The 25,051-nt window shown below is 49.5% G+C and carries 24 protein-coding genes; 9 read left to right on the forward strand and 15 right to left on the reverse strand.

All coding sequences use genetic code 11. The features are described from left to right. The 14 genes from AC2D8L_RS10215 to AC2D8L_RS10280 all read right to left on the reverse strand — a co-directional run bounded on the left by AC2D8L_RS10215 (nt 1) and on the right by AC2D8L_RS10280 (nt 15,121). Complete coding sequence (locus AC2D8L_RS10215; protein WP_484685378.1) at nt 1-1,092, reverse strand: ABC transporter ATP-binding protein; 1,092 nt, start codon at nt 1,090-1,092, stop codon at nt 1-3. Between the two features lie 2 nt (nt 1,093-1,094). After that, nucleotides 1,095-1,952, reverse strand: coding sequence for a carbohydrate ABC transporter permease (locus AC2D8L_RS10220; protein ID WP_484685379.1), 858 nt, complete (start codon nt 1,950-1,952; stop codon nt 1,095-1,097). Beyond that, nucleotides 1,952-2,827, reverse strand: coding sequence for a carbohydrate ABC transporter permease (locus AC2D8L_RS10225; protein WP_484685380.1), 876 nt, complete (start codon nt 2,825-2,827; stop codon nt 1,952-1,954). The genes AC2D8L_RS10220 and AC2D8L_RS10225 overlap by 1 nt, the downstream gene beginning before the upstream one ends. A 59-nt stretch (nt 2,828-2,886) precedes the next feature. Next, a complete protein-coding gene (locus tag AC2D8L_RS10230) occupies nt 2,887-4,092 on the reverse strand; it encodes an ABC transporter substrate-binding protein (protein ID WP_484685381.1) in 1,206 nt (401 codons plus the stop codon). A gap of 103 nt (nt 4,093-4,195) precedes the next feature. Beyond that, nucleotides 4,196-5,284, reverse strand: a complete 1,089-nt coding sequence (hisC, locus tag AC2D8L_RS10235) for a histidinol-phosphate transaminase (protein WP_484685382.1) — start codon at nt 5,282-5,284, stop codon at nt 4,196-4,198. Continuing rightward, nucleotides 5,284-6,786 (reverse strand): aldehyde dehydrogenase family protein, encoded by a 1,503-nt coding sequence (locus AC2D8L_RS10240; RefSeq protein ID WP_484685383.1) that lies wholly within the window; start codon nt 6,784-6,786, stop codon nt 5,284-5,286. Before AC2D8L_RS10240 ends, hisC begins: the two co-directional genes overlap by 1 nt. 5 nt (nt 6,787-6,791) lie before the next feature. After that, nucleotides 6,792-8,474, reverse strand: coding sequence for a thiamine pyrophosphate-dependent enzyme (locus tag AC2D8L_RS10245; protein WP_484685384.1), 1,683 nt, complete (start codon nt 8,472-8,474; stop codon nt 6,792-6,794). Between the two features lie 5 nt (nt 8,475-8,479). Then, nucleotides 8,480-8,749: a hypothetical protein gene (locus AC2D8L_RS10250; protein WP_484685385.1), complete on the reverse strand. Its 270-nt coding sequence runs from the start codon at nt 8,747-8,749 to the stop codon at nt 8,480-8,482. 3 nt (nt 8,750-8,752) lie between these two features. After that, nucleotides 8,753-9,901 (reverse strand): nitrilase-related carbon-nitrogen hydrolase, encoded by a 1,149-nt coding sequence (locus tag AC2D8L_RS10255; RefSeq protein ID WP_484685386.1) that lies wholly within the window; start codon nt 9,899-9,901, stop codon nt 8,753-8,755. 13 nt (nt 9,902-9,914) lie between these two features. After that, nucleotides 9,915-11,489: a phytoene desaturase family protein gene (locus AC2D8L_RS10260; RefSeq protein WP_484685387.1), complete on the reverse strand. Its 1,575-nt coding sequence runs from the start codon at nt 11,487-11,489 to the stop codon at nt 9,915-9,917. A gap of 200 nt (nt 11,490-11,689) precedes the next feature. Next, on the reverse strand, nt 11,690-12,847 hold the full coding sequence (gene uxuA, locus AC2D8L_RS10265; protein ID WP_484685388.1) for a mannonate dehydratase: 1,158 nt from the start codon (nt 12,845-12,847) through the stop codon (nt 11,690-11,692). A 13-nt stretch (nt 12,848-12,860) separates the two neighbouring features. Then, entirely contained in the window at nt 12,861-14,153 is a 1,293-nt protein-coding gene (locus AC2D8L_RS10270; RefSeq protein ID WP_484685389.1) for a malonyl-CoA decarboxylase domain-containing protein, read from the reverse strand. 13 nt (nt 14,154-14,166) lie between these two features. Beyond that, on the reverse strand, nt 14,167-14,652 hold the full coding sequence (locus AC2D8L_RS10275) for a MarR family winged helix-turn-helix transcriptional regulator (protein WP_484685390.1): 486 nt from the start codon (nt 14,650-14,652) through the stop codon (nt 14,167-14,169). Beyond that, entirely contained in the window at nt 14,642-15,121 is a 480-nt protein-coding gene (locus AC2D8L_RS10280) for a flavin reductase family protein (RefSeq protein WP_484685391.1), read from the reverse strand. Before AC2D8L_RS10280 ends, AC2D8L_RS10275 begins: the two co-directional genes overlap by 11 nt. Nucleotides 15,122-15,248: 127 nt before the next feature. Between AC2D8L_RS10280 and AC2D8L_RS10285 the strand changes: the two genes are divergently transcribed. From AC2D8L_RS10285 to AC2D8L_RS10315, 7 genes are all read left to right on the forward strand, one after another. Next, on the forward strand, nt 15,249-16,286 hold the full coding sequence (locus AC2D8L_RS10285) for a 2,5-dihydroxypyridine 5,6-dioxygenase NicX family protein (protein WP_484685392.1): 1,038 nt from the start codon (nt 15,249-15,251) through the stop codon (nt 16,284-16,286). Continuing rightward, complete coding sequence (locus tag AC2D8L_RS10290; RefSeq protein WP_484685393.1) at nt 16,286-17,068, forward strand: alpha/beta fold hydrolase; 783 nt, start codon at nt 16,286-16,288, stop codon at nt 17,066-17,068. Before AC2D8L_RS10285 ends, AC2D8L_RS10290 begins: the two co-directional genes overlap by 1 nt. Nucleotide 17,069: 1 nt before the next feature. Next, complete coding sequence (locus tag AC2D8L_RS10295; RefSeq protein WP_484685394.1) at nt 17,070-18,326, forward strand: acyl-CoA dehydrogenase family protein; 1,257 nt, start codon at nt 17,070-17,072, stop codon at nt 18,324-18,326. Continuing rightward, entirely contained in the window at nt 18,316-19,887 is a 1,572-nt protein-coding gene (locus AC2D8L_RS10300) for an AMP-binding protein (protein ID WP_484685395.1), read from the forward strand. Before AC2D8L_RS10295 ends, AC2D8L_RS10300 begins: the two co-directional genes overlap by 11 nt. Before the next feature lie 94 nt (nt 19,888-19,981). After that, a complete protein-coding gene (locus tag AC2D8L_RS10305) occupies nt 19,982-20,497 on the forward strand; it encodes a TRAP transporter small permease (RefSeq protein ID WP_484685396.1) in 516 nt (171 codons plus the stop codon). Then, nucleotides 20,490-21,848 (forward strand): TRAP transporter large permease, encoded by a 1,359-nt coding sequence (locus tag AC2D8L_RS10310; protein ID WP_484685397.1) that lies wholly within the window; start codon nt 20,490-20,492, stop codon nt 21,846-21,848. The genes AC2D8L_RS10305 and AC2D8L_RS10310 overlap by 8 nt, the downstream gene beginning before the upstream one ends. A gap of 167 nt (nt 21,849-22,015) precedes the next feature. Further along, entirely contained in the window at nt 22,016-23,056 is a 1,041-nt protein-coding gene (locus AC2D8L_RS10315; RefSeq protein ID WP_484685398.1) for a Leu/Phe/Val dehydrogenase, read from the forward strand. Between the two features lie 61 nt (nt 23,057-23,117). On the opposite strand, the gene mscL is transcribed toward AC2D8L_RS10315, so the two are convergent. Beyond that, nucleotides 23,118-23,543, reverse strand: coding sequence for a large conductance mechanosensitive channel protein MscL (gene mscL, locus AC2D8L_RS10320; protein ID WP_484685399.1), 426 nt, complete (start codon nt 23,541-23,543; stop codon nt 23,118-23,120). Between the two features lie 233 nt (nt 23,544-23,776). Here mscL and AC2D8L_RS10325 point away from each other — a divergent pair, with 233 nt between their 5' ends. Continuing rightward, entirely contained in the window at nt 23,777-24,391 is a 615-nt protein-coding gene (locus AC2D8L_RS10325) for a ribonuclease D (protein WP_484685400.1), read from the forward strand. Nucleotides 24,392-24,409: 18 nt separating this feature from the next. Further along, entirely contained in the window at nt 24,410-25,042 is a 633-nt protein-coding gene (locus AC2D8L_RS10330; RefSeq protein ID WP_484685401.1) for a hypothetical protein, read from the forward strand. Nucleotides 25,043-25,051 lie beyond the last annotated feature (9 nt).

A 25,051-nucleotide genomic window follows, 5' to 3' on the forward strand; every position in this document is an offset into this window, starting at 1 on the left:
TCAAATCCTGAGTTGGGTTGCATCGTCAAATAGGGCGCAATGTTCGATATCAATGGCAATTTTTTGCGCACTGCCAATCGTTGGTTGGCGAGCTGATTTGTAGCGGCTACGTAGATCCTGTCCCTCAAATTCGAAGAGCACATTTGTATCACCGCCAGTCAATTCACGAGACTTTGCAACCAGTTCCAGTTGCACATGTCCCATGCCGCTTGGAACGGACTGTGCTTCATAGATATCTTCGGGTCGCACACCTAAAATTATCTCTTGTCCCTGCTCAGGCATGTTTTCGAATTCGTACTTATCCAGCGCGATTGTACTTTGACCAATTTTGATCGAAGCTTTTCCATCAATATTTGCGAATTGCCCGTGCAAGAAATTCATTTTTGTTTGACCGACAAAGGCCGCGACGAACAGGTTTTGTGGCCGATGATAAATATCATATGGGGTTCCAAATTGTTGAACCCGACCCTTATCAAGCACTGCAACCTTGGTGGCCATGGACATCGCTTCGATTTGATCGTGTGTCACCAAAACAAATGTAGCGCCGAGTTGCTTGTGAAGATCACGCAATTCTTCGCGCATTTTATTGCGAAGCTTCGCATCCAAATTCGACATCGGTTCATCAAGTAAAAACAGTGCTGGATCGCGGACTAGTGCACGCCCTATGGCGACCCGTTGACGTTGTCCGCCAGACAATTGCCCCGGACGTCGATCCAATAGATCTGAGATGTGCAGCAAGCTTGCAACTTGGGCGACGGCCTCTTTACGTTTTGCTTTAGATACGCCCTGACATTCGAGACCAAAACTGATGTTTCGCGAAACACTCATCGTGGGATAAAGCGCGTAGCTTTGAAAAACCATGGCAACATTTCTGTCGCTCGCGTCAGTTTCGTTGACCCTTTGGCCCTTAATCTGAATTTCGCCGCCAGAAACTGTTTCAAGGCCTGCAATGCAGTTGAGAAGCGTCGACTTCCCGCACCCGCTAGCGCCGAGCAGCACTAGAAAGTCGCCTTCTTCAATCGTGATGTTGATATCGTTCAACACTTCTACGGCGCCGAAGGATTTCGAAATATTTGTGAGTTCGAGTGACATAACTAACCCTTTACCGCGCCTTGAGTGAGACCGCGCACAAAGAACCGACCAGCGACTAAAAACAGAAGCAAGGTTGGCAGCGCAGAAATCATCACAGCTGCAATGTTCATATTGTATTCTTTGACGCCATAGGATGACGAGACGATGTTTTGTACGGCCGCCATGATTGGTTGTTTGCCTGCCTCACCAAATGTGAGCGCAAACAGAAAATCATTATAGACACCGGCAAAGACCAAGATCACCGACACCATCAAAATAGAGGGCGACAACGGTAAAATGATATTGAAGAAAATCTTGAAGAAACCTGCACCATCCATAATAGCGGCTTTTACCAACTCATCCGGAATATTCACATAATAGTTGCGAAACAACATGGTTGTGAGCGGAACGCCATAAATAGTGTGAATGAGGATCAGGCCAATTGACGTGCCAAAAAGATCCAGCTCGCGAAGTGTGATCGCCAATGGAATGAGGAACAGTTGAAGGGGAATGAAGCTTCCGATTAACAACAGGCCGAACAAGATGTCGGCAGCCTTGCTGCGCCACTTGGCCATCACATAGCCGTTCAAGGAACCAAAGAAAATCGCAAAGATCACAGATGGAACCGCAATTTCAAATGTGGCAACAAAATAGGGTCTGATGCCCGTGCAGTTTTGCCCCGAACATGCGCCGCTCCACGCTTTAACCCATGGCTCGATTGTCCACTCGGTCGGCAGTGCAATGATGGATGAATTTCGAATTTCCGTTAGTGATTTAAACGAGGCCACCAGCATCACATACATGGGTGCTATGAAATAAAGAGCGATCAAAAATAGCGTCGCGTAGAGCAAGGCGGTTTTGAAGGTGCGTTGTTTTTGCATCAGTCTTTTCTCCGCACTTCATAAATCAGATATGGCAGAACAATCATGATCATTGTTGCAACCATGATCACAGCACCGGCAGCGCCCTGCCCAATTCGTCCGCGTTGGAAGAAATATTCAAATACGTAACGCGCAGGCACATCAGATGCGAAGCCCGGCCCACCGTTTGTGAGTGCGACCACCACATCAAAGCTGCGCACAACCTGGAACCCAAGCAACATCACAGCGGTTAAAAGAGTGGTGCGCAATTGTGGTAGAATAATATTGAAATAGACGCGCCATGTGGGCACGCGATCAATCCGCGCAGCCTTCCACATTTCGCCGTCAATCGATTTGATGCCGGAAAGAAACAGGATCATGATCAGACCTGTCCCGTGCCAAACGGCGGCAAAAACAATCGTATAAATCGCGAAGTCGGGCGAGGCTAGCCAGTTAAATTGGAAATCTGCAAAGCCACCGTCACGCACAATTTGCTGAATGCCACTTGTCGGGTTTAACAGCCATTGCCAAGCAAGACCGGTCACCACCAGAGAAAGAGACATTGGGTACAAGTAAAGCGTTCGAAACAACGTTTCTCCAATCGTTACCCGATCCAGCAAGATCGCCAGCAGGATACCCAGCGTGATACACAGTGACAGATATAGGCCGCCAAAAATGAACATATTTTTGTAAGCCACCCACCAGCGTGGATGGGCAAACAATGCTTCAAATTGAGCAAATCCGACCAATTCGTGCTTTGGCAAGAACGTGGATTTCGTGAAGCTTAGAAAAACCGTGTAGGCGCCGAACCCCCAAATAAAGTAAAGGGCGACAACAGCGCAGGGCAGCAGAACCAACCATGCCATCAGCCAATTTTTGGAGAGTTTGTTGTTCACTTGATCGACACCTCAAAAGGAGTCCCGGACACCAAATGACGCCCGGGAGAATTGATATATTATTGCATTGCAGCCACAAGTGCTGCTTGACCGTCCGCAGCGCTCATGTCCGAGTTCCAGAATGCAGTTACTGTGTCTTTTACCGCATTGCCTGTATCGCCATCTCGACCATTCCAGTGAGTCACTGTTTGACGTACTTGCATTGCTGCAACTGCTTTAGAGGCACAACCTGCAAAGTCTTCCTCTTTCGCGCCCTTAACCGCAGGCAATGTGCCTTTGGCTTTCGCCGCTGCAATTTGGGTATCTTTATCCATCACAGCTTGCGCAAATAGTGCTTGAGCTTTTGCGTCATCACCGTCGACTGCAATGAACTGGAAGCCATCAGCAACAGCTGTCAGGCCATTTGACCATGGGGTCACGCGGCAAGACCATGCGCCGCCCTCATCGCCCAAATCGCCATATCCACCAGCGGCCCAAGGACCCATGAAGAAATAGGCCGCTTTACCTGAAACCATAAGCGTATTGGTATCGTTCCAAGAACGGCCGGTTTTGCCTTCGTCTGTATATTGACGCAAGCTACCCATTTGCTCAAACACTTTAAGCGTAAGTGGGCTGGCAATAGCCGCGCCGTCGCCACTCATAATCGCATCGTAAAGCTCAGCTCCGCCGACTCCTAGAATGATGTGATCAAACAGAATGGCTTCCTGCCAACTTTCGCCACCAATCGCGAGTGGCGTAAATCCAGCCGCCTGAATTTTTGGCAACGATGAAACGAAATCGTCAAATGTCTCAGGGGCTTCTACACCAGATGATTTCAACACATCGTTGTTTGTGTACATCCAGTTGATCACGTCCAAGAATACTGGAGCGGCAACATAATGCCCGTCATATTTTGCGACTTCAGGGAGACCTGGAGACAAGATATTGTCCCAATCACCTGCTGTGGCGACTTCGTCCATATTCTGGAGTAAGCCTTCTTCAGCGAATTCCTGCATTGTGCCACCAAGGGTGCTTTGCAACGACATTGGTGGCTTACCGCCAATGATCCGTGTCTTGACCGATGATATGCTTTGCTCAGTATCTGGGAAAGCTGTTTCTTTCCATGTACCGCCCAGCGCTTCATATTTGTCGCGGAAAATTTTCATCGCCGCGGCTTCATTTTCAGCGTTCCAGTTGTGCGACACATCACTGTCGGCCAAGGCGCCTGCGCTCCCCAACAATAATGTGCTCAAAGCAATCAGAATGCCTTTTTTAAAAGATCTCATTGGTTCCTCCCAATATGCCGGCACTGTCCAAATGATACATGTTCACCGGCATTGGCCAAATGACCAACTTCAACACGCATCAAACTTCGTCGTTACCCAATGGCTATCCCAAATTGTTGTGCCAAGCGGCGACAACGTTTCTGGTCAGTTCCATTTCCTCTTGAGTACCGATCGAGAATCTCAATTCATTAGCGTCGCCTGTTACGGGCCGCGCCAAAATTCCGTTTTTTTGAAGTTCCTCATCCAACAAGCGCGCTTCATCTCCCCCTTTTGGGAAAACAAGCAGCACAAAATTTGTCTGACTTGGAACGGTTCGAATGCCCAGATCTGCCATCTCATTTGCAAACCATTCGCGGGTCGCAACGATCTGCGCCGATGTTGCTTCTAAATAAGCTTGGTCTTTTATCGCCGCTGTCGCCGCAGCAAGCGCAGGTGCATTTGTATTAAATGGTGTGCGCAATCGCGAAACTGCGTCTGCAACATTGGATGGCACTGCCGCCCAACCGATACGTTGGCCGGCCAAACCATAAGCTTTTGAGAAAGTGTGTGTTACCGCAACACGACCATCAGGCTTGAACAGGGTTTTGATGCCACAATCATAATCGCTGGCAGTTACAAATTCTGCGTAAGCCGCATCCAAGATGAACAAAATGTCCTTAGGCAGCGCATCATCAAGCTGCTTGATCTGATCTTTTGTAAGATAAGTCCCAGTCGGATTATTCGGCGAACATAGATATACGATCTTGGTGTTCTCATCTGGCGCGTTTAGGATTGCATCAACGTCGAATTGATAGTTCTGCTCCGGCACTTTAATGACGTCTGCGCCGCTTGATCGCGCATAAATCTCAGTCATGATGAAGCTGTTTTCACTCACAACAATATTGTCACCCGGCGCCAACATTGACCGCACGATCAACCCAATAGCCTCTTCCGATCCATTGCCTGCAAATATGTTTTGCGCCGACATCTCATATTGCGCTGCTATTGCTTCGCGCAGTTCTTTTTGTGATCCGTCGGGGTATCGCCCGATATTTATTGGCGCATTTTCCAGCGCAGTCACCGCGTCGGGGCTAGGCGGATAAGGCAGCTCGTTTGACGAGAGTTTAATCGGCTCATCAACGCCTGCAATTGCAGATTGCCCTTGTTTGTAAGGCGCTACATTTTTCAATGATTGTTTTGTGCCGATAGACATTACGCATTGCTCGCTTTAGGGCTGATGTTCAACATGATTGATTTTGATTGCAGGTATTCGCCAAGCCCAAGTTGGCCGAGTTCTCGGCCCCAACCGGATTGGCCGTAACCACCGATGGGCATTGCGAGATCTGGAATGTTGTGGGTGTTAACCCAAACGATGCCGCAGTGGAGTTTTCGCGAAACACGAACGGCGCGATCAATATCTTTCGTCCAGACGCTTCCCGCCAACCCGAACGATGTTCCGTTCGCCAAACCAACGGCTTCATCCTCATTGCCAAATGATGAGACGCACAGGACGGGTCCAAATACTTCTTCTTGCACCAATGGGTTTGCTTGATCATCGACCTGCAAAATTGTAGGTGCGTAGTAGCTGCCGTTTTGGTCTAAACGTTCGCCACCACACAAAAGCTTTGCGCCATTTTTTACGCCGTCGTGCACACGCTGATGAATTTCATTTAAGTGATTTTCAGATGCGATTGGTCCCATCTGATTATCAGCATCCAACGGATCGCCAACTTGCAGCGCGTTCGCAAACACCGCCAGCTTCTCAACGAAACCATCAAAGATTGACTGATGGACATAAAGGCGTGACCCGGCAACACAGACTTGGCCGGAGTTTCCGAAAATGGCATCCGCAGCACCTGCAATTGCTGCATCAACATCCGCGTCTGGCCAAACCAGAACTGGAGATTTTCCACCGAGTTCAAGCGTCAATTTTTTCAAGTTGCTATCGGCGGCATTGCGCACCAGCCCTCGCCCCACAGATGTGGAGCCCGTGAAGGCGAGCTTATCCACGCCATGATGACTGGCGATTGCCTTGCCAATGACAGAACCTGGGCCAGTTACGATGTTAATGACACCGTCGGGAACGCCCGCTTCTTTCGCCAATTCCGCAAAACGCAGCAAGCTTAATGGTGTGGTGTCAGCTGGCTTGATTACACATGTGCAACCTGCCGCCAAAGCTGGGGCAATTTTCCACCCAGCGATCACCAAAGGACCATTCCAAGGTAAAATCATGCCGACGACGCCGACCGGTTCTAACAATGTGATGCCGTGCAAATCGCCAACTGGGAAAGAAAGAGGTGCTGACGTTCCCTGAACCTTGGTGCACCAGCCCGCAAAATAGCGGAACGTTTCGCCAAAGAATGGCACTTCCCCATGCACGGACGCGCCAATTGGCTTGCCCATTTGCAAAGTTTCAAGTTCACCAAGTTCTTGGGCGTGAATATCCACAAGGTCAGCCAGACGCCACATGATTTTGGCGCGTTCTGAAGCCTTCATGTCGGCCCACTCAGTGCTCTCAAATGTTTTGCGTGCCACTTCAACGGCTACGTCAACGTCCGCCGTCGCGCCAACGCTAACAGAAGCGAATTTTTCCCCTGTCGCTGGGTTGGTGAGGTGACGTACATCATCACGTGATTGGCTTTGGCCGTTCACCCAAAATGGGCGCGGGCTTTTGAGCCAATCAAGCGTTGCATTTGAGATGGTGTGGCGGCCCATATCGTTTAACCCTCGCTCGGCTTGTTCGGGCCGCGAACGGGTGCTTCCAAAATATATTGCCAAGGTGCAGGCATATCTTTTGGCTGATGCGCTTCAATGATAACTGGTCCGTCATGAGCTAGCGCTTTTTCCAGCGCCACACGCAACTCATCAGGGTTTTCTACTTTGATCGCCATCGCACCAAAACTTTGAGCGAATTTCACGAAATCGGGATTGCACAAGTCCGCCGCGATAAAGCGTCCGTCAAACCATTCTTTTTGCTGACGATAAACGTTAGCGTATCGGTTGTCGTTGAACACAATCGTCACGAGATTGATGTTGTACTCAACAGCGGTTGCGAGTTCTGTTGCGGTGAACAAGAACCCACCGTCGCCAGAAACGCTAACCACCGGTTTATCCGGGTTCGCAACTTTGACCCCAAGAGCCGTTGCGTAACCATAGCCCAGCGTGCCCTGAAACCCGCAGTTTACGTGTGAACGTGGATTGTAAATTGGCAACCCAAACCATGACGAAAATCCTACCTGAGTAATCTCGTCACAAAAAATGCCATCTTCGGGCAGCACATCACGGATGGCTTTGAGATAAGCCAATTGTGGCCCCACATTTTGCGCCATTTCTGCGTTGAGTTGCTCTTTCAACGCGGTCAATTCTTGCTCACGGGAGGTAGGCGTTGACCGCATTGCAGCTACAAGAGCAGGCAACATGGCACGAAGTGTCGCTTTCGCGTCTCCGTGTAGGGCCACAGCTGGCGCTTCATATCGACCAAATTCCTTCGGATCGATATCAAGACGGATAATCCTGATGTCTTTATCGACGCCCCAATAAAGTTGCGGATATTTAAGACGCGTACCAATGGCAAACACCACGTCCGCATCTGCCCACAACCGACGACCAGCAGGGAAAACTTGCGCGTGATAATCGCGATCATCAACCACCCCACGACCTGAACGGAAACTTGAAACCGGCGCTTCGATAATGCTGGCCAGTTCTTTGACCTCATCAGACGCATCCATTGCCCCGCCACCGACATAGATGAGCGGACGCTTAGCGCGGGCGAGAAGTTCAATCGCACGATCAATTGCATTTTCATCTGCAGGAAGCGCTTCTGGCAAGCGTGCAGGCGCACATTCCACCACTGCACTATTGTTGCCCATTACATCAGGTGACATTTCTAAATGCACCGGACCCGGGCGACCAGTTTGCATGGCAACGAAAGCGTCATTGATCATTTGAGGCGCTGAGTGAGGACTATCGATACGCTCAGCATATTTGAGCATAGAGCGCATGGTTGCGAGTTGGTCTGGAATTTCATGCAGATAGCCACGGCCTGAGCCAATAGCGTCTGACGGGATTTGCCCACATAGACTCATAACTGGTGCGTTAGCCGCCCATGCAGTTGAGAGCGCGCCCATCGCATTCATAATGCCCGGGCCCGGAACAACCGAAAACACTTGTGGTTTGCCAGTTGAACGTGCTGCGCCAAATGCCATATAGGCAGCGCCTTGTTCATGACGGGAGCGAACAATGTTCAAACCGCCATTGGTGCGCTGAATTGAGTCAAAAAAGTTGTCGAGTTGCCCGCCGGGTAGACCAAACATTGTTGAGATGCCATTGGCGCGCAAAGACGCAACTAGGCTGTCGGCACCGGTTCTCACGGCTGTCGTATCCATTAAATTTTCTTTGTTCATTTTCTTCACCATGGATGCGGAGTTGGATGTTCAACTGTGTTGGATTGCGCTTGAACCTCTTGGTCTTTTACGAGACCAAACAGACAGCGAATGCCGAAAAACAACACACTTGGACGAAAGAGAAATCCGAATAGTTTTCGCACATCGGTTGGGGTCATTTCAGCTCGGGTTGGCATAGCGTCGCCTTCGCCGTTTTGCATAACCAGACGTGTTCCAACCACCGTGAGACGGTCAATTGTAATGTCCATATCTGCAATGGGGGTTGTAACGCGCATGCTCTAATCCTTGCGCAACGTGCCACGCGCCTGAGCGCTAGCAATACGTTCTTTAAGGAGATCAGAATGGCGCATGCCTTCTTTATCGAATGGCATAACGAACTGACCGCGATCATACATCTGATCCATCGACGTATAGGCACCCTGCATTTTGTGCGCGAGGTTCTGCGGTGGATTGCCAGATGGGAACAAGTTTGGCGGGTAAATCGGGTTTTCGTAGATCTTACGGAACGCCTCGGTACGTACATCAACCCACGTGTTGTGGTTGATCCGAGTGCGATGCTCGCGTTGCGCTTCGATATCGATCGTAACCGAGAGAACCTGTTCCTCAGGATAAGGCGCGTGACGCAAAACTAGACCCGTGTAATCAATTGCGAATGAGTTGCCGGCGCAAAACGCTTTTGGATAATACTTGTAATCCACTGTGCCCCAGTTCGAACCAAGCACATATGCCATATTGTCATGGGCACGGGTACGGCGCGTGAACATCCAGAAATCCCAAGGCTCAGAAACACCCTCAATTTCTTGCAATGCAACCGGGTGACAAATGACCTCAACACCATTGTAGCCAAGCGCCCGTGACGCTTCAGGCGTGCAGCCATCGTGACACGTCATGCAACCCAATTTACCGATTGGACTGTCTAGAACGGGGAATAGATCTTTAATATCGCTGCCAAATACTTCTGTATATTCGTCCCACATGTCGTGTGGCGAAGTGCCAAGCCCGATTGAGGCGGGAACATGGTATTTGTGATATTTCAACTCAACGCCGTTCGGGCCAAGAATGAAGGCAGTATTGAACCAGCGGTCTGGGAACTCAGGCACTTTCTCAATCACGCCGCCACCAGAAATGTAGATATTATATTCTTTACATTTGTCGATTAGCGCAACGATTTCTGGGTCTTCAAAGGTGATGGCCTTCTTCATAAAGTCAGCTAGGCCGTGCTCGCCTTTGCCCGGCGTTGTTACGCCTTGCAAGAAATATTCTGGAAACACCACCAGCCGCACCGGGGTTTCCCAATGATAACCAACGCCGAAATCAATCATATCGAGAGCGCGCTGTAGGTTTCGTTTAATGCCGTCACGATCAACCGCAACTTCCACGTGCGGCTGGATGACAAGGGCGGTGTATTTTTCAATTGGCTTGCGCATAGTTACAAGTTTCCTAGCTAAATGAGCGATGTTCCATGCCAAAATCATTCAACATGACGTTGGCGGTGATGGTGCCCATTGCGGTAATTCCACCGCCGGGGTGGCAACTTGGCCCCGTCATGTAAAGATTTTTAATCGGCGATTTATATTGGGAGTAGCCGGGCAATGGGCGCATATATCCCATTTGAGACAGCAAGCGTTCGCCCCCAGTTGTATTTCCGCGCACAAATGATGGATTGGCCTCTTCCAAGCTCACACGCGTTTCATAATAGGCGCCCAAAATATTTTCAGGCCCCATATTCGTGGTGTAGCGGCGCAACACTTTAAGAAGCACGTCTTCGACATAATCTTCAATTATGTCATCCCAATTAGAGCCATCGCTAAGCGTGGACGGCACAAATGTATCCAGAATGAGGGTATGTTTTCCTTCTGGTGCGCGGGACGGATCAAGTTTCGTCCAACCAGCACTCCAAAGGAACGGATTGGTGGGTGGCTTGCCCATCATAATTTCAGCATATTGCACATCGATGTCGTGAAGATTGCCAAAGATGCGGTGGAATGCACACGAGTCCATGTCTTTGCCATTTTTATATTTTGGCAGTTCGTTCAGGGCGAGGTGAACACGGGCAATCGACACCGTGCCGTATGAAAAATTGTCGCAAGCCTCAACAAATTCAGGCGCGAGATGCTCTTTGTCCATACAATCCAAAAACGACACTTTTGGCCCAAGCCCTGTCACGACTGCTTTCTTGCCAGAAATGATGTCCCCATTTTCCAACTGCACGCCTGTGCACTCACCATCCTTGACAACAAATTTGTCGATTGGTGCGCTGGACAACACTTTTCCGCCGTTTGCCTCAATATAGCTAGCGAGCGCAGTCGGCAGCATCATCGACCCACCCTTCGGAATAGCAGCGCCGTAGGTGTGAATGCCGGGAATAAGGATGTAAAATGACTGCCCTGTACATTCTGTGTCCGGGAAAATTTGCGGTGCTAATGCCCACCCAAGGATGAAGGCACGAACCGTATCATTTTCGAAGTTTTGCATGACAAATTGGCGTGACGACAAGTTGAATTCTTTGAGCTTTAACAGCCCTTCGTAACTGTCTTGCATCGCGGTTGGCATGAGACCCGGCTTTGCCGGTGGAGAGAACATGCCTTTGATAAAACCATCTTTAATCTCAGCCCACTTGTCATAAATCTCGCGATAGCGTTTGGCGTCTTTTTCGGAATAATGAGCAATGCTGGCGCAAGTTTTTTCGATGTCTTTATAAACAACGATACCGGGGTCTTCTAAGTTAGGATGACCGGTAATGTGATCCTCTTCCCATATATATTCGAGGCCATGCTTCTCCAGCTCAGGCGCCAATTCTTGGAAATCAGGGTTCGCGTGGATCCACACATGTGATGAGCCGAACAGATCATGCTTGAAACCAGGCATGGTGACTTCGCGCGTTATACAACCACCACCTATCCAGGGGTTCCGCTCTACAACGCAAACGCTCAATCCGCGCTTTGCTAACAATGCGCCGCAAGCAAGGCTATTATGCCCGCCGCCAGCAATTACAACATCAAACTCATTCGTCACAAAGGTGCCTCACCATTTATTTGGTAAGGCCAGATTATCAGCAACTTATTTTTGGTCAAGCCAAAAAAGGCGTTATTTTGATTATATTTCAGGCCATTGACCCATTTGGCCGCATTAAAAATGACATGGGGTTACCTGAGGCAGTTGCACATGCATTCTGCCTTGCTCGAAGCCAAATCGGCCGAGAAATTTGAAGAGCCTTAGCTCTTATTTGTGAGGGCGCGTTCCGCCCCCCGAAGTTCTGCCAAACCGCGCATGCGCCCCAAATAGGAATATCCTGGGTTGGTTTTCAGTGTCGCATCGCGATCAAACAGATGGCCGTGGTCAGGCCGCATTGGAATTTGAGCCCCACGACGTCGCTCTTCTTCCACGATCGCACTCACCAACCCAACCATATCGACATCGCCGCCCAAATGTTCAGCTTCAAAAAATGACCCGTCATCGTCCCGGGTAACATTGCGCAAATGCAAAAAATGCACGCGAGAAGCAATGTTTTCAAACCATCCTGTTAGATCTTTTTCAGCACCAGCGCCGAAGGAACCAGTGCAAAAAGTGACACCATTTTCAATCTCCGGCGAAGAGGCCAACAACCAGTCAATATCCGCTGGCGTCGACACAACCCGTGGCAATCCGAACAATGAAATTGGCGGATCATCTGGATGAATGGCGAGTTTTACATCGAGCTCTTTTGCGACCGGCGCAACCGCCTTAATGAACTTGCGCAAATTCTGGCGCAATTGATCATGGCTTAGGCTTTGATAAGCATCGAGCAATTTCATGAACGATTGACGATCGTGATGCAGTTCAGCGCCCGGCAAGCCAGCTATAATGACCTGTTCAATCTGCTTAATTTCTTGGGCTGACCAGCCTTCAAAAAGTGCACGCGCTGTCGATATCAATTCTGCCGAATAGTCATTTTCTGCATTTTGGCGCTCAAGGACACATATATCGAATGCTGCAAATTCCGCCACATTGAATGACAATGCGCGCGAGCCGGTTGGGGTTTGCATCGATAGGTTTGTGCGCGTCCAGTCCACCACTGGCATGAAATTATAGCACACTGTTTTCACGCCGCTGCCGGCAACCGTTTTTAGATTTCGGATGAAGATATCGATATATTTTGCTGCATCTGGCCCACCGATTTTCACCGCTTCATGAACCGGGATGCTCTCCACGACCGACCATTCAAGCCCAGCTTGAGAAATTTGAGCGTGACGCTCCGCCATATCTCGGCCCGACCAAAGCCCACCAATTGGAACATGATGAAGCGCAGATACAATTCCAATTGCACCAGCTTGCTTGATATCTAAAAGGGAAATCGGGTCAGCAGGTCCGAACCAGCGCCATGTATGTTTCATAAGACCCCCAACTCTACAGCAACTTTGCAACAGCACGGCTCATCGCGACATTGCCGGATTGATGAAATTGTTCGTGGTTTTGTTCAAGCTTATCTAGGTCATAAAGGTAATTGACCATAACCCCGAATGATTGCTCAACACCTATACCTGACATGTTGGCTTCAATATTGATCGCATGCAATAGAGCACCATTGCCAAGGTGAAACCGCGCAACAGGATCCAGCAATTGACCTTCAACTGATTGTGTCAGATATCTTGCTGCCAGCTTGCCAACTGAAATGTGTGAGATTTGCTCGTCTGCAATGTCTGCATCTGTCTTGAGCAATTGCTCAACTAGCGCTTCACCTTCTTCATCCAACACCACCTTTTGCTGACGGAGAGCGCGGCGAAGGCCGGGCAGTGGCGACAGGGTCATAAAATGTTTCAGGTTTGGCAGCTCTACATGCAGCTCTTGGCTAACTTGCTTGATTAAAAAACTACCAAACGAAATACCCCGCAACCCATCCTGGCAATTTGAAATAGAATAAAAAATCGCATGAATTGCTTCGCTTACATCTTCAAGAATAGCTTCTTGATTTAGGATATGTTCAATGTTCGAGCTCCGCTCTTGTGTGAGGGCAACTTGAATGAAAATTAGCGGTTCATCGGCCAGTGCCGGGTGGAAAAATCCAAAACATCTCCGGTCGATCATCAATCGACGATGCAGGTCATCCCAATCTTCAATCTTATGGACCGCTTCGTATTTTTGCAGCTTGGACAGAATATTGGCTGACGTATTCCAATCAATACGTCGCAATTCCAAAAGACCACGGGTAAACCACTGCTGAAACAGCACCTTCAGATCCAAATCAACTGGCAAAAAGTACGGATGGGGCTTTAGAAACGGCCCAAGATCGGCACGCAGCTGAACCAAAAAGGCAATGCCCTCCGGTGCAGCGGATATGCGCTGAAACAGAGATTGTCGGCGGGACGTTGTGACACCAACAAATTCTGCGTATTTTGTCGGATCAGTCGCTAACTCATCGTAACTTTGCACATTGCAGGGCAGGCCAAAATCTCGTGCCAATGTTTCGAAATATTGCTGCTTCTCTTGCAGTGAAGCGTCGTTAAATGCGGATTGCAAAGCGTCGACCAGCGCAAGCGCAGACGCTTCTCCCCTACAGGTTAGAATCTGTTCGCTTAGTCGCGCTAAGCGCTCACTGTTTTGTTCAACGCCTTCACTTCCCAACGAAATGAACCGCTGGCCAATACGGGCAACGGAATGCAGAAAACGATCAAATGTTTGCGTGCGGTTTTGAGCAATCATTGTTTGGTTTAACCTAGGGGCAATTTGCCGAGCGACGCGTCAGCACTTTGAGCGCATCCTTTAGAATACGCACTTCATCCTCGCTATATTCCGCCAAAACGGAATTTTCATGCGCCTGCGCCCGTGCAACAAACTTTGCTGCGAGCTCTTTGCCGTGCGCTGTGAGCGAAACTTTTACTTCGCGACGGTTTTGTTTGGAATAGACACGAGCAACGAGCCCATCCTCTTCCATACGATCAACAATTCGGGTGAGTGTTGGCTGTTTTTGTATGCAATTGCGCGCCAACTCACCGACACGTTGTTGCTTATCTGGGTAAAGGCTCGCCAAAATCCGCCATTCAGGAACACTCATCCCTTCCTGAGCCAAATTGGCGTGAAACTCTCCGCTGGCCGCAGCGCTTGCCTGAGCAAGCAGATAAAGCAAATAGTCATTGATGAAGGAATGATCTTGAATCTCGTCGGCTATCGATGTTGACACGGCTTGCATCTCAGTTTGCATGACTTGCTGTCCCATATTTACCAGAGAAAAACAGTAGCGGCGCACGGTCGGCTTCGTCGTAGTTTAGCACTTTGCCGAAAAAGACCGTATGGTCTCCTCCCTCAGTTGCCCAAGCATTTTCACATTCAAAGCAGGCCAATGTGCCTGAAATTTTCGGCACACCACCAAGACCGATATTGCAATCAACATTGGCAAAACGATCTTCAACGGGCCGCGCAAACTGGTTGCTTACGTGCTCTTGATCACTCGCTAGAATGTTTATGACAAAATGCGAAGCGCTACGAAATGTCTCCAAATTTGGAGATTTGTTCGTAAGCGACCAAAGCACAAGTGGCGGGTCGAGTGAAACGCTTGAAAATGAATTTACCGTCACCCCAATAGGGTCGCCGCTTTCATCCAAAGTCGTCACAACAGCAACACCGGTTGCGAACTTGCCCAATGCATCCCGAAACTTTCGTGCGTCAGTCATCAACATACCCATCAAATAGTTTAGAGTTAAATTTATTACTTTTCATATATTCCATATTCATATATAAAGCAATCAATATTTGCCTGACCAATTAAATTTGGGTCAAGCCAGAACGAAGGAGAATGGTATGATTGTCGACAGAATCGAAGCCAAGTGGATCGACGGTTTTTGGGAGACAATTGATCTTTGCAAAGTCGCTAAAGATCAAAAGGCCATCATTCTTTCTGAAACTCAAAGCCGAGATGTAAACGTACATCTAGCTGAATTGGCATTGGCGCGAACAGGTGCCGAGTTCTTCCATTTAAAGGTACCAACACCCAACCAACAGAACATGCCGATTATCCGATCCTGTGGCGCATCACTTGCTTTGGACCACCAACCAATCGCGGTCAAAGCGCTTTGCGAAGCAGACTTTATTATTGATCTAACGGTCGAAGGGTTGATGCACGCGAAACAAACGGGCGAGATCCTTAAAAGTGGCGCGCGCATCCTTAACATTTCAAATGAACATCCAGACGCATTGGAACGGTGTCGCCCTTCTGAAGATTTAAAAGAACGCGTGAAAGCGGCAGCAAAGCAGTGCCGACAAGCAAAACAAATGCGTGTGACCAGCGATGCGGGCACTGACCTCACCGTCAATATGCAAGACGCGTCGACAGTTGGCGTTTGGGGCTGGACAGACAGGCCGGGCACATTGGCCCATTGGCCCGGCGGGATTGTTGTTTCGTTCCCTGCAAAGGGCACAACGAATGGCCGCCTCGTTTTCCAATCCGGCGATATGAACCTAACGTTCAAGCGCTACTTTGAAAGCCAAGTCACATTTATCCTTGAAAATGATTATGTGGTGGATGTCGAAGGCACTGGCGTCGATGCCAAACTTATGCGCACTTACCTCGCGGATTTTAATGACCCGGAAGCATATGCAACCAGCCACGTAGGATGGGGTCTACATAAAGGCGCTCGATATGAAGCGCTGACCATGTATGACAAGCGCGACTGCAATTGCACCGAGCTACGAGCGGTGGCCGGCAATTTCCTTTATTCCACCGGCGCCAACGAATTTGCAAACCGGTTCACCCAAGGCCATTTCGATCTACCCATGATGGAATGCACCATCTCGCTTGATGGGCAAAATGTCGTTGAAAACGGCAAATTGGTAGATTGATGCAAAACTTAATCGATCTCACTTTTGAAGATTATGGGAAGGGTGAAACACCCATTATTTGCCTGCACGGTATTGGTGGCAACACCGACAGTTTTCGCCCGCAACTGGATGAATTACCAAAATACACCCGTGTGATTGCGCTGAATTTGCCTGGTTATGGCGGATCGCACCTCGTGAATCCTGCCACGTTCGAAACGCTGTCGAACAAGCTGCATGATTTTTTAAACGCTGCGGGCATTGAACGTGCTGTTTTGCTGGGCCAATCCATTGGCGGCATGGTCGCGATAGATTTTGCAATTCGATTTCCTGAACGGGTCGAAAAACTAATTCTCGTTGCCACCACGTCGGCATTTGGCGGGCGAGATGAGAGCTTTAAAGATGCGTTCTTAAAAGCGCGGCTTGCCCCATTGAATGCGGGTAAGTCAATGGCAGAACTCGCCAACGCGTTTGTGCCTGAGATTGTCGGCCCGATTGCAAAACCTGCTGATATCGCAAATGCGGTGAACTCCATGAGTGAAGTTCCGCTGGAGACGTATCGTGCAATCATTGAGTGCCTTGTTAGATTTAATCGCCGTGAGGAATTGGGCACGATCTTGCATCCAACATGCCTAATCGCAGGCGACCACGATCGCAATGCACCGGCAAAAACAATGGAAAAAATGGCATCAAAAATGCCGAACGCCACATTTCACTTAATTGAAGGCGCAGGCCACTTGGTCAATTTGGAAGCGAGCACCGCAACCAACGCCATCGTGAAGAATTTTTTGAGTTTGGGAGGATAATATGACCACTAAAGACAAGCCAATGTTTACGCCCCAGGATTGGGGCCTCACTGAAAAACAGGCAAACCTGACCACCAAAGCTCGGGAACTGAGCCAAGCCAAATTCGCGGACCGTGCTGAGCGATATGACCGTGAAGCCATTTTCCCGACCGAAAACTACGAAGATTTGCGCGACGAAGGGTTGCTTGGTGTTTGTATTCCTGAGCAATTTGGTGGGCTAGGTGCAGACTTTAAAACCTACATGCTGACAGCCGCCGAAATTGGCCGCTATTGCGGCGCCACGGCACTAACGTTCAACATGCATGTTAGTTCCTGTCTGTGGACCGGCTTTTTGGCAGACCAATTGCCAATGGAAGATGACATTCGTGCAGAACATGAAAAATATCGCACGCACCATTATGCACGCATTCTAAATGAAGGCGCGATTTACGCTCAGCCCTTCTCTGAAGGGGGCGCTGCCGCTGCTGGTTTCAAGGCCTTTGGCACAACGGCCCTTCGAACAAAAAAAGGCTGGATCATCAACGGCAAGAAAATCTTTGCCTCATTGTCCGGGCACGCAAACTATTACGGCGCACTTTGTTCTGAAATCAAGACACCAGACGAAGAACCATCACGTCGTCACACCATGTATATTGCGGTGCCAAATGACGCCGAGGGCGTAAGCGTTGTTGGCGACTGGGATCCACTCGGTATGCGCGGCACCGTCTCGCGCACCCTGATTTTCAAAGATGTATTTGTGCCGTTTGAAGAGCAATTAATGCCACGGGGTATCTATTTCTCTGCTGCACAAAAATGGCCGCATATGTTCATGACCCTCACCCCATCCTATATGGGGATCGCGCAAGCGGCCTATGACTTCACCGTAAAATATCTACGCGGCGAAATTGAAGGCATGCCACCTGTTAAGCGCCGCATGTATCCAACCAAACAGCTTGCTGTTGCGCAAATGCGCCTGATGCTTGAACAAACAAAAGCGATTTGGTTCCAGTCAATTTCTGAAGCGCGGCCAGAGCCTTCAAAAGACGCATTGCTGCGCGCTTGGTCGGCTCAATATACCGTCATGGAAAACGCCAACGAGATTTCACAACTCGCCATCCGCACATGTGGTGGCCAGTCCATGTTGCGTAGTTTGCCACTAGAACGGCTTTATCGCGATAGTCGTTGTGGCTCACTGATGTTGCCGTGGACCGCTGAGTTGTGCATGGACAAATTGGGCAAGGGCGCACTTTACGAAGATGGCGAAACAGATGACGCCTAAGCCGCACGCAAAAAAGCTTGGTGCGCAAACCGTCAATCCAGAGACGCAGCTAAAGACAATTGATCATTGGCTGCGTCGCCATGCTGAAAATTCCCCCAATAAAGTTGCACTCAACTTTTTGGGTGAGGAGCATGTGCCCTATAGCTACCTGCAGCTTTGCGAGGCGGTAGACCGAACTGCGTCGGCGTTGCAACATGATTTAGAACTTCGGCATGGTGATCGCATTGCCTTTTACGGCAAGAACAGCGACGAAGAGCTGATTTTGATTTTTGCCGCCGCCGCGCTTGGCTTGATCTTCGTGCCTCTCAACTGGCGTCTTGCACCACGCGAGTTAAACTATATAGCCAAAAACGCCGATATTAGCGCCCTGTTTTTTGACGACATGTTTGCCCAACATGTAGAAGATGTTATTGCTGATGTTGACGATGTTCGCGCCGTTGGCACAGGCTCCAATATTGACGGTAGTGCCCTCTACTTAGGCGTGCTGCGCGACGCTCAGCAACAAGAAGCCAACTTGGGCGACGCATCGATCGATGATCCGTTTCTGATCGTATATACGTCCGGCACAACCGGCCGACCAAAGGGTGCTGTGCACACACAGAAATCAGTTCAGTTTAATGCCTACGCAAGCGTAGATGCATTCGACATCAATGAACACGACCATACATTGACGTTCCTACCGCTATTTCATGTCGGTGGAATCAACATTCAAACGCTACCGACATTGTTCGCTGGCGGCACGGTGACATTGGCGGCACAGTTTTCTCCTGATATCTTTGTTCACGGGGTCACGAATGCGAAGATTTCGCTGGTGACGGTGGTTCCAACAATTCTGAACGGTCTAATGCACATGCCGGACTGGGCACAGCTCGACATCTCATCCCTCAAGTGCATGGCCATCGGGTCAACGGATGTGCCGGTCGCATTGATCGAGGCAGTACATGCCAAAGGTGTGCCAGTCATACAAATATACGGCGCAACTGAAACTGGGCCTGTCAGCATTTATCAACACGCTGAAGAAGCATTTGATAGTGTCGGTTCAATCGGACGAGTTGGTTTGAATAGTGCGATCAAACTCATGGCTGGAGATCAAGAAGCACCCCTTGGTCAACCTGGCGAAATATGGGTAAAGGCACCCAATTGTTTCGCCGAGTATTGGCAAGATGCTGCCGCGACCAACGACTCGTTCGTCGACGGCTGGTTTAAAACCGGCGATATCGCCTCACTTGATGAAAATGGCCTTTACTGGTTCTGCGACCGCAGTAAAAACATCATCATTTCTGGAGGAGAAAATATCTATCCTGCCGAAATCGAGCGGGTTGTCAGCCAGATTGACGGTGTCAGCGAAGTCGCGGTTGTTGGTCAGCCCCATGAGAAATGGGGCGAGGTGCCGGTTGCGGTCATCAATGCATCCAAGGAGGTCTCAACTGAACTGGTGCTCGATCACTTGGACGGGCGCATTGCAAAGTTTAAACGTCCCAAAGCCGTGAAATTTGTTGATGAACTGCCCAAAAACGCCATGGGGAAAGTCGTTCTCGATCAGGTTAAGGCGCTCTTATAAGGTCTTGCTCCGTACGGAGCACTTTGACTGCTTTATTATTTTTCATGGTTTGGCTAGAAGATAGTCTACGCCCAATTGCAAAGCAGCACCCATTGTGAACAACCACATCCACGGGACCAATATAACCCACCTCAGCGAGAAGCTCATTCGATGGTGGGCAATGCTCGGCGGCATTGCCTTATTTGGCGTCGTGGCCGTCAATGGGGTCTCGGTGGTTGGAGGAATATTTGGCACGCCATTTCCCGGCGACTTTGAATTGACCGAAATCGGCGTCGCGATCGCGGTGTTTGCCTTTTTGCCTTATTGCCAATTGCAAGGTGCAAATGTCAGCGCTGATATTTTCACCAGCAAAGCGAAGCCGCGCACCATCACCATTTTCAAACTCTTAGGATCAATTGTCGCGCTGATATTTGCCTGCATCCTATTGTGGCGCATGAGTTACGGGCTGATGGATCAACTCAATTATGGCTACACGACCTCTATATTGCGCCTACCACACTGGATCGCCTTCGTACCTATTTTGGTATCACTATTACTGTTGGCAATCGCCAGCCTGATCACGAGTGCGAACAACATTTCCAGCCTTCGCGTGGGGCAAACCGATGGTTGATGCTCTCACCCTTGGCTTTGCAGGCTTAGCGGCGCTCGTCGCCCTCATTATTGTGCGGATGCCGATTGCTTATGCGATGATTTTGGTTGGCGGTATAGGCGTTACGCTGCTCAATGGCGCCGACATTTTCATGAGCCAACTCAAAACCCTGGCCTACGGACAATTCTCGATCTACGATCTGTCCGTCTTGCCCATGTTCATCCTGATGGGCGCACTGGCAACTCGGGCCGGATTAAGCCACGATCTATTTCGCGCCGCCAAAGCTTGGTTTGGCTGGGCGAAAGGCGGCACTGCAATGGCGGCGGTCGCTGCGTGTGCCGGTTTTGGGGCCGTGTGCGGTTCTTCGCTCGCAACCGCATCAACAATGGGCAAAGTCGCTTTACCCGAGTTGCGCAAGCAAAATTATTCACCAGCCCTTGCAACGGGAACACTTGCCGCAGGCGGTGTTCTGGGCATTCTCATTCCGCCTTCCGTTGTTTTGATCATCTACTCGGTGATCGTTGAAGCCAATATTGTCACCATGTTTATGGCCGCATTTGTGCCTGGCATATTGGCGGTTTTGCTGTTTTTACTGACCATTGCCATTTATGTGCGCATTTTTCCCAATGCAGGGCCGAAAGGCGAACATGTCAGCCGAAAGGAATGGATCGGCGCCACTATCGGCGTCATTCCTGTTGTTACCATTTTTGGGTTGGTGATCGGCGGGATCTATTTTGGCCTTTTCAATCCAACGCCTGCGGCCTCCATTGGGGTTCTGCTTGTTTGGATATATGGCACCATTCGCGGCAAACTTAGATGGACCACTTTGCGCGAGGTTTTACAAGAAACCGCAAAAACCAGCGGCATGATCTATTTGATCTTGTTGGGCGCAGAAATGCTGAAAATTTTCATGTCGCGAGCTGGCGTACCCCAAGCCATGGCCGATTGGATGGTGAGTTCAGGACTGCCTCCATTTGTTATACTCGCGTGCCTTTTGCTTGCACTCATTATATTGGGCTGCCTGATGGATTCCTTATCCATGATCCTTTTGGCCATCCCGTTCTTCTGGCCCGTTTTGCTTGAATTGAACGGCGGTGATTTCCAGTTGGCCGCCGGTGCCGGGTTTGGCATGAGCAGCGATGACCTTAAAATCTGGTTTGGAATACTGGCGCTCATTGTCGTTGAACTCGGCCTCATCACGCCACCGGTGGGCCTTAATGTCTTCGTGATCTCATCAATGTCTGAAGACATCCCCATGAGTGAAACATTTAAAGGCGTGATGCCGTTTTTTGCAGCAGAACTGATCCGCGTCCTGCTGCTCATCGCAGTGCCGTCGCTTGTGCTGTGGTTGCCGCATTTGTTGGCGGGATAAATATGCGCATTCTGTTAGGCTAATCGCAGCCAAGTTTTGCCATTTCTTACCTACCTTAGTCGAATGGATAGGTGGATCGTGATGTTTTGTCACCATGTGATGTTGACGGGTGTTGCCGGGCACGCCACAACAGGAGAAAAACAAAAAATACCTCTGGGGATTTGGGTATGAATATCAAAGAGCTTAACGCGCCGGGCTACGAGCGGGTCATTTATGCTGAGGACAGTCAGTCTGGTCTCAAGTCAATCATCGCCTTGCACAGCACAAAATTGGGTCCTGCCGCTGGCGGGTGCCGCATGTTCAAATATGAGAGCATAGAAGCGGCAACGACCGATGCGCTGCGCCTAGCACGTGGCATGACGTATAAGAATGCGGCGGCAAGCCTGCCACTTGGCGGCGGAAAATCTGTCATAATTGCTGACCCTAAAAAAGACAAAACGCCCGAGCTTATGCAAGCGTTTGGTCGTTTTGTTGACGAACTTAAGGGCAGCTACTACACCGCTGAAGATGTTGGCATTTCAGTGGATGACATCGCTGAGGCCGCGAAGTTCACCTCGTTTGCCGCCGGTTTAACTGATGGTCCCTATGCCAGCGGCGACCCTTCGCCTGTAACGGCAAAGGGCGTGTTTTTATGTATGCAAGTTGCTGCGAAACACGGCTTGGGCTCGCCCGACTTAACGGGGAGAACTGTCGCGCTGCAAGGATTGGGACATGTTGGCATGCATCTATGTCGTTACTTGCACGAAGCGGGCGCTAAAATCATCGCCACGGACATCAATCCAATCGCCATTGACGAAGCCAAAACCCGGTTCAATGCGTTAATCGTCGAACCAGATGCAATTTACGCCCAGACCGCCGACATTTTCGCGCCATGCGCAATGGGCGCATCCATTTCACCATCTTCGATTGAAAAGCTTAACGTAAAAGTTGTTGCCGGGGCTGCCAACAATCAACTTGCAGACGACAATTGCGGACAATTGCTGGCTGATAAAGGCATCCTTTATGCCCCGGACTACGTGGTCAATGGCGGCGGCATTATCAACGTGGCAGCCGAAATCCTTAAAATTTCAGATCAAAGTTGGGTCAAGGGGAAAGTGAAGCAACTTGGCGAAACAACCGAACAGATTTTGCATAGGTCCCACCAAACCGGTGAACTTCCGCACATGGTGGCGGACAAGTATGTGGACGATATTTTGGCTGCGACTTAGAGAATGGGCATTTGTTGAGCGGGGTCGGAAAACCGACCCCAACTCGAATTGATGAGATAACTTATTTCTTCGCCAATAGATCGCGAATTTCAGTCAACAATGTTTCTTCTTTTGAAGGCGCGGCTGGTGCCTTAGGCGCCTCTTCTTCTTTCTTTTTCATCGAATTGATGCCCTTGACGACCAAGAAGATCACAAATGCCACAATCAAGAATTTTACGATCGCATTGATGAACAGACCGATATTCATGGTGACGGCGCCAGCTTCCTGCGCTGCTGCCAAAGTCGCATAATTGCCAGCGGCCTCATCTTTCAAGATGATGAACATGTTAGAAAAATCAACGCCGCCGAGTAGTAGGCCAATTACTGGCATAAACACATCGTCGACCAATGACCCGACGATTGCACCAAACGCTGCGCCAATAATGACACCTACTGCTAAATCGACCATGTTGCCCTTCATGGCGAATGTCTTAAATTCCTTGAGCATAACTCGTTTCAACCCCTATCTAAATCTGAAGACTTGTTCACACCCTCTGCTGTAAACATGTCCGAAATCATAGACAATTTAACATTTTAGGCAATCGGCCATGTTTTTGTTTGCCAAACGCCGCCATCCAATAATGTTCAGTTTATCAATTTGCCTTCGAATAAACCGTTTCAATTGAGAGCTTTTGCAGGTAAAGATTGAAACCAAACTGCACAACGAACAGGGCCCATTTCATGACCATAAGACTGCACAAAGGCGACCTGCCGAATTTAGATAATTATGGACGCCAAGTGGCCATCGACACTGAAACAATGGGCTTAAACCCGTTTCGGGATCGCTTGTGCGTTGTTCAACTTTCAGCCGGTGATGGCACTGCTGATGTTGTACAAATCGAGCTGGGTCAAACAGAAGCGCCAAACATTCAGAAATTGCTGGCCGATGAAGACGTAACCAAGCTTTTTCATTTTGCTCGATTTGATGTCGCAGCCCTTTATAATGCGTTCGGCACCATGACGACGCCATCCTATTGCACCAAGATCGCGTCTAAACTGGTGCGCACTTACACAGACCGGCATGGTTTGAAGGAATTGTCGCGAGAGCTTTTGGGCGTGGATATGTCAAAGCAGCAACAGAGTTCAGATTGGGGCGCCGAAGAACTGACCAGCGCGCAGACAGAATACGCTGCCAGCGATGTTCTATATCTGCACGACATCCGTCGCCATCTTGATCGTATGTTGCGCCGCGAGGGACGTCTCGAATTGGCCAAGGCTTGCTTTGATTTCTTGCCAACCCGGGTGCAGCTTGATCTCGCGGGCTGGCCAGAAACTGACATTTTCGCGCATAGTTAAAACAAACAGGTATTCTTGATGCTCGATGCAGGCTCAAACACCCTTCAACCACAAATTGATCAGATGTTTAACGCGATTAAACAACGTCGATTTGTGGTGCGGGCGTTGCGCATATTGGTCCCGCTCGCCGGCATCTTGCTGTTTTTAGTGCTGATCACACCCATTTTGGTCGGTATATTTTTTCCTTCGGCCCAGTTTGATGCAATCCGCATATCCGACAATCGGCTTATTGTGGATGCCCCCCGTGCAAAGGGTAATTTAAGCGATGGGGGTAGGTATGATGTATCCGCACATAGCGGAGAAACCGATTTGATCAACCAAAATGTAGTGACTCTGGTTGATTTGCTGGGTGATCTATATTTCATAGACGGAACGACTGCCCGCGCGACTTCGGCTGACGGCATTTATACATTCTCCACAGAAGAATTAGAGCTGCTTTCTACGATCAATATCCTAGCCAGCAATGGCGACAAAGGTACGATAGGCAGCGGCGTCGCAAAAATCGCTGAACAGATTTTTGAAGGCCAAGATGGCATAAAATTTCAGTTTGCAGATGGAACAACACTTGATGCTGACACAATGTTTTATGATGCTGGCCGAGGACTTTGGACTTTTAAGAAATTTACCCTGAATTTCACACCACAGGACTGAGAGTTGCTG

It is taken from the genome of Maritalea sp. YIW29 (assembly GCF_057219265.1).

Excerpts from the sequence above, each read along its gene's own strand:
- AC2D8L_RS10215 (WP_484685378.1), bottom strand. The coding sequence starts at position 1,092 with ATGTCACTCGAACTCACAAATATTTCGAAATCCTTCGGCGCCGTAGAA.
- AC2D8L_RS10220 (WP_484685379.1), bottom strand. The coding sequence starts at position 1,952 with ATGCAAAAACAACGCACCTTCAAAACCGCCTTGCTCTACGCGACGCTA.
- AC2D8L_RS10230 (WP_484685381.1), bottom strand. The coding sequence starts at position 4,092 with ATGAGATCTTTTAAAAAAGGCATTCTGATTGCTTTGAGCACATTATTG.
- hisC (WP_484685382.1), bottom strand. The coding sequence starts at position 5,284 with ATGTCTATCGGCACAAAACAATCATTGAAAAATGTAGCGCCTTACAAA.
- AC2D8L_RS10240 (WP_484685383.1), bottom strand. The coding sequence starts at position 6,786 with ATGGGCCGCCACACCATCTCAAATGCAACGCTTGATTGGCTCAAAAGC.
- AC2D8L_RS10245 (WP_484685384.1), bottom strand. The coding sequence starts at position 8,474 with ATGAACAAAGAAAATTTAATGGATACGACAGCCGTGAGAACCGGTGCC.
- AC2D8L_RS10250 (WP_484685385.1), bottom strand. The coding sequence starts at position 8,749 with ATGCGCGTTACAACCCCCATTGCAGATATGGACATTACAATTGACCGT.
- AC2D8L_RS10255 (WP_484685386.1), bottom strand. The coding sequence starts at position 9,901 with ATGCGCAAGCCAATTGAAAAATACACCGCCCTTGTCATCCAGCCGCAC.
- uxuA (WP_484685388.1), bottom strand. The coding sequence starts at position 12,847 with ATGAAACATACATGGCGCTGGTTCGGACCTGCTGACCCGATTTCCCTT.
- AC2D8L_RS10270 (WP_484685389.1), bottom strand. The coding sequence starts at position 14,153 with ATGATTGCTCAAAACCGCACGCAAACATTTGATCGTTTTCTGCATTCC.
- AC2D8L_RS10275 (WP_484685390.1), bottom strand. The coding sequence starts at position 14,652 with ATGCAAACTGAGATGCAAGCCGTGTCAACATCGATAGCCGACGAGATT.
- AC2D8L_RS10280 (WP_484685391.1), bottom strand. The coding sequence starts at position 15,121 with ATGACTGACGCACGAAAGTTTCGGGATGCATTGGGCAAGTTCGCAACC.
- AC2D8L_RS10285 (WP_484685392.1), top strand. The coding sequence starts at position 15,249 with ATGATTGTCGACAGAATCGAAGCCAAGTGGATCGACGGTTTTTGGGAG.
- AC2D8L_RS10290 (WP_484685393.1), top strand. The coding sequence starts at position 16,286 with ATGCAAAACTTAATCGATCTCACTTTTGAAGATTATGGGAAGGGTGAA.
- AC2D8L_RS10295 (WP_484685394.1), top strand. The coding sequence starts at position 17,070 with ATGACCACTAAAGACAAGCCAATGTTTACGCCCCAGGATTGGGGCCTC.
- AC2D8L_RS10300 (WP_484685395.1), top strand. The coding sequence starts at position 18,316 with ATGACGCCTAAGCCGCACGCAAAAAAGCTTGGTGCGCAAACCGTCAAT.
- AC2D8L_RS10310 (WP_484685397.1), top strand. The coding sequence starts at position 20,490 with ATGGTTGATGCTCTCACCCTTGGCTTTGCAGGCTTAGCGGCGCTCGTC.
- AC2D8L_RS10315 (WP_484685398.1), top strand. The coding sequence starts at position 22,016 with ATGAATATCAAAGAGCTTAACGCGCCGGGCTACGAGCGGGTCATTTAT.
- mscL (WP_484685399.1), bottom strand. The coding sequence starts at position 23,543 with ATGCTCAAGGAATTTAAGACATTCGCCATGAAGGGCAACATGGTCGAT.
- AC2D8L_RS10325 (WP_484685400.1), top strand. The coding sequence starts at position 23,777 with ATGACCATAAGACTGCACAAAGGCGACCTGCCGAATTTAGATAATTAT.
- AC2D8L_RS10330 (WP_484685401.1), top strand. The coding sequence starts at position 24,410 with ATGCTCGATGCAGGCTCAAACACCCTTCAACCACAAATTGATCAGATG.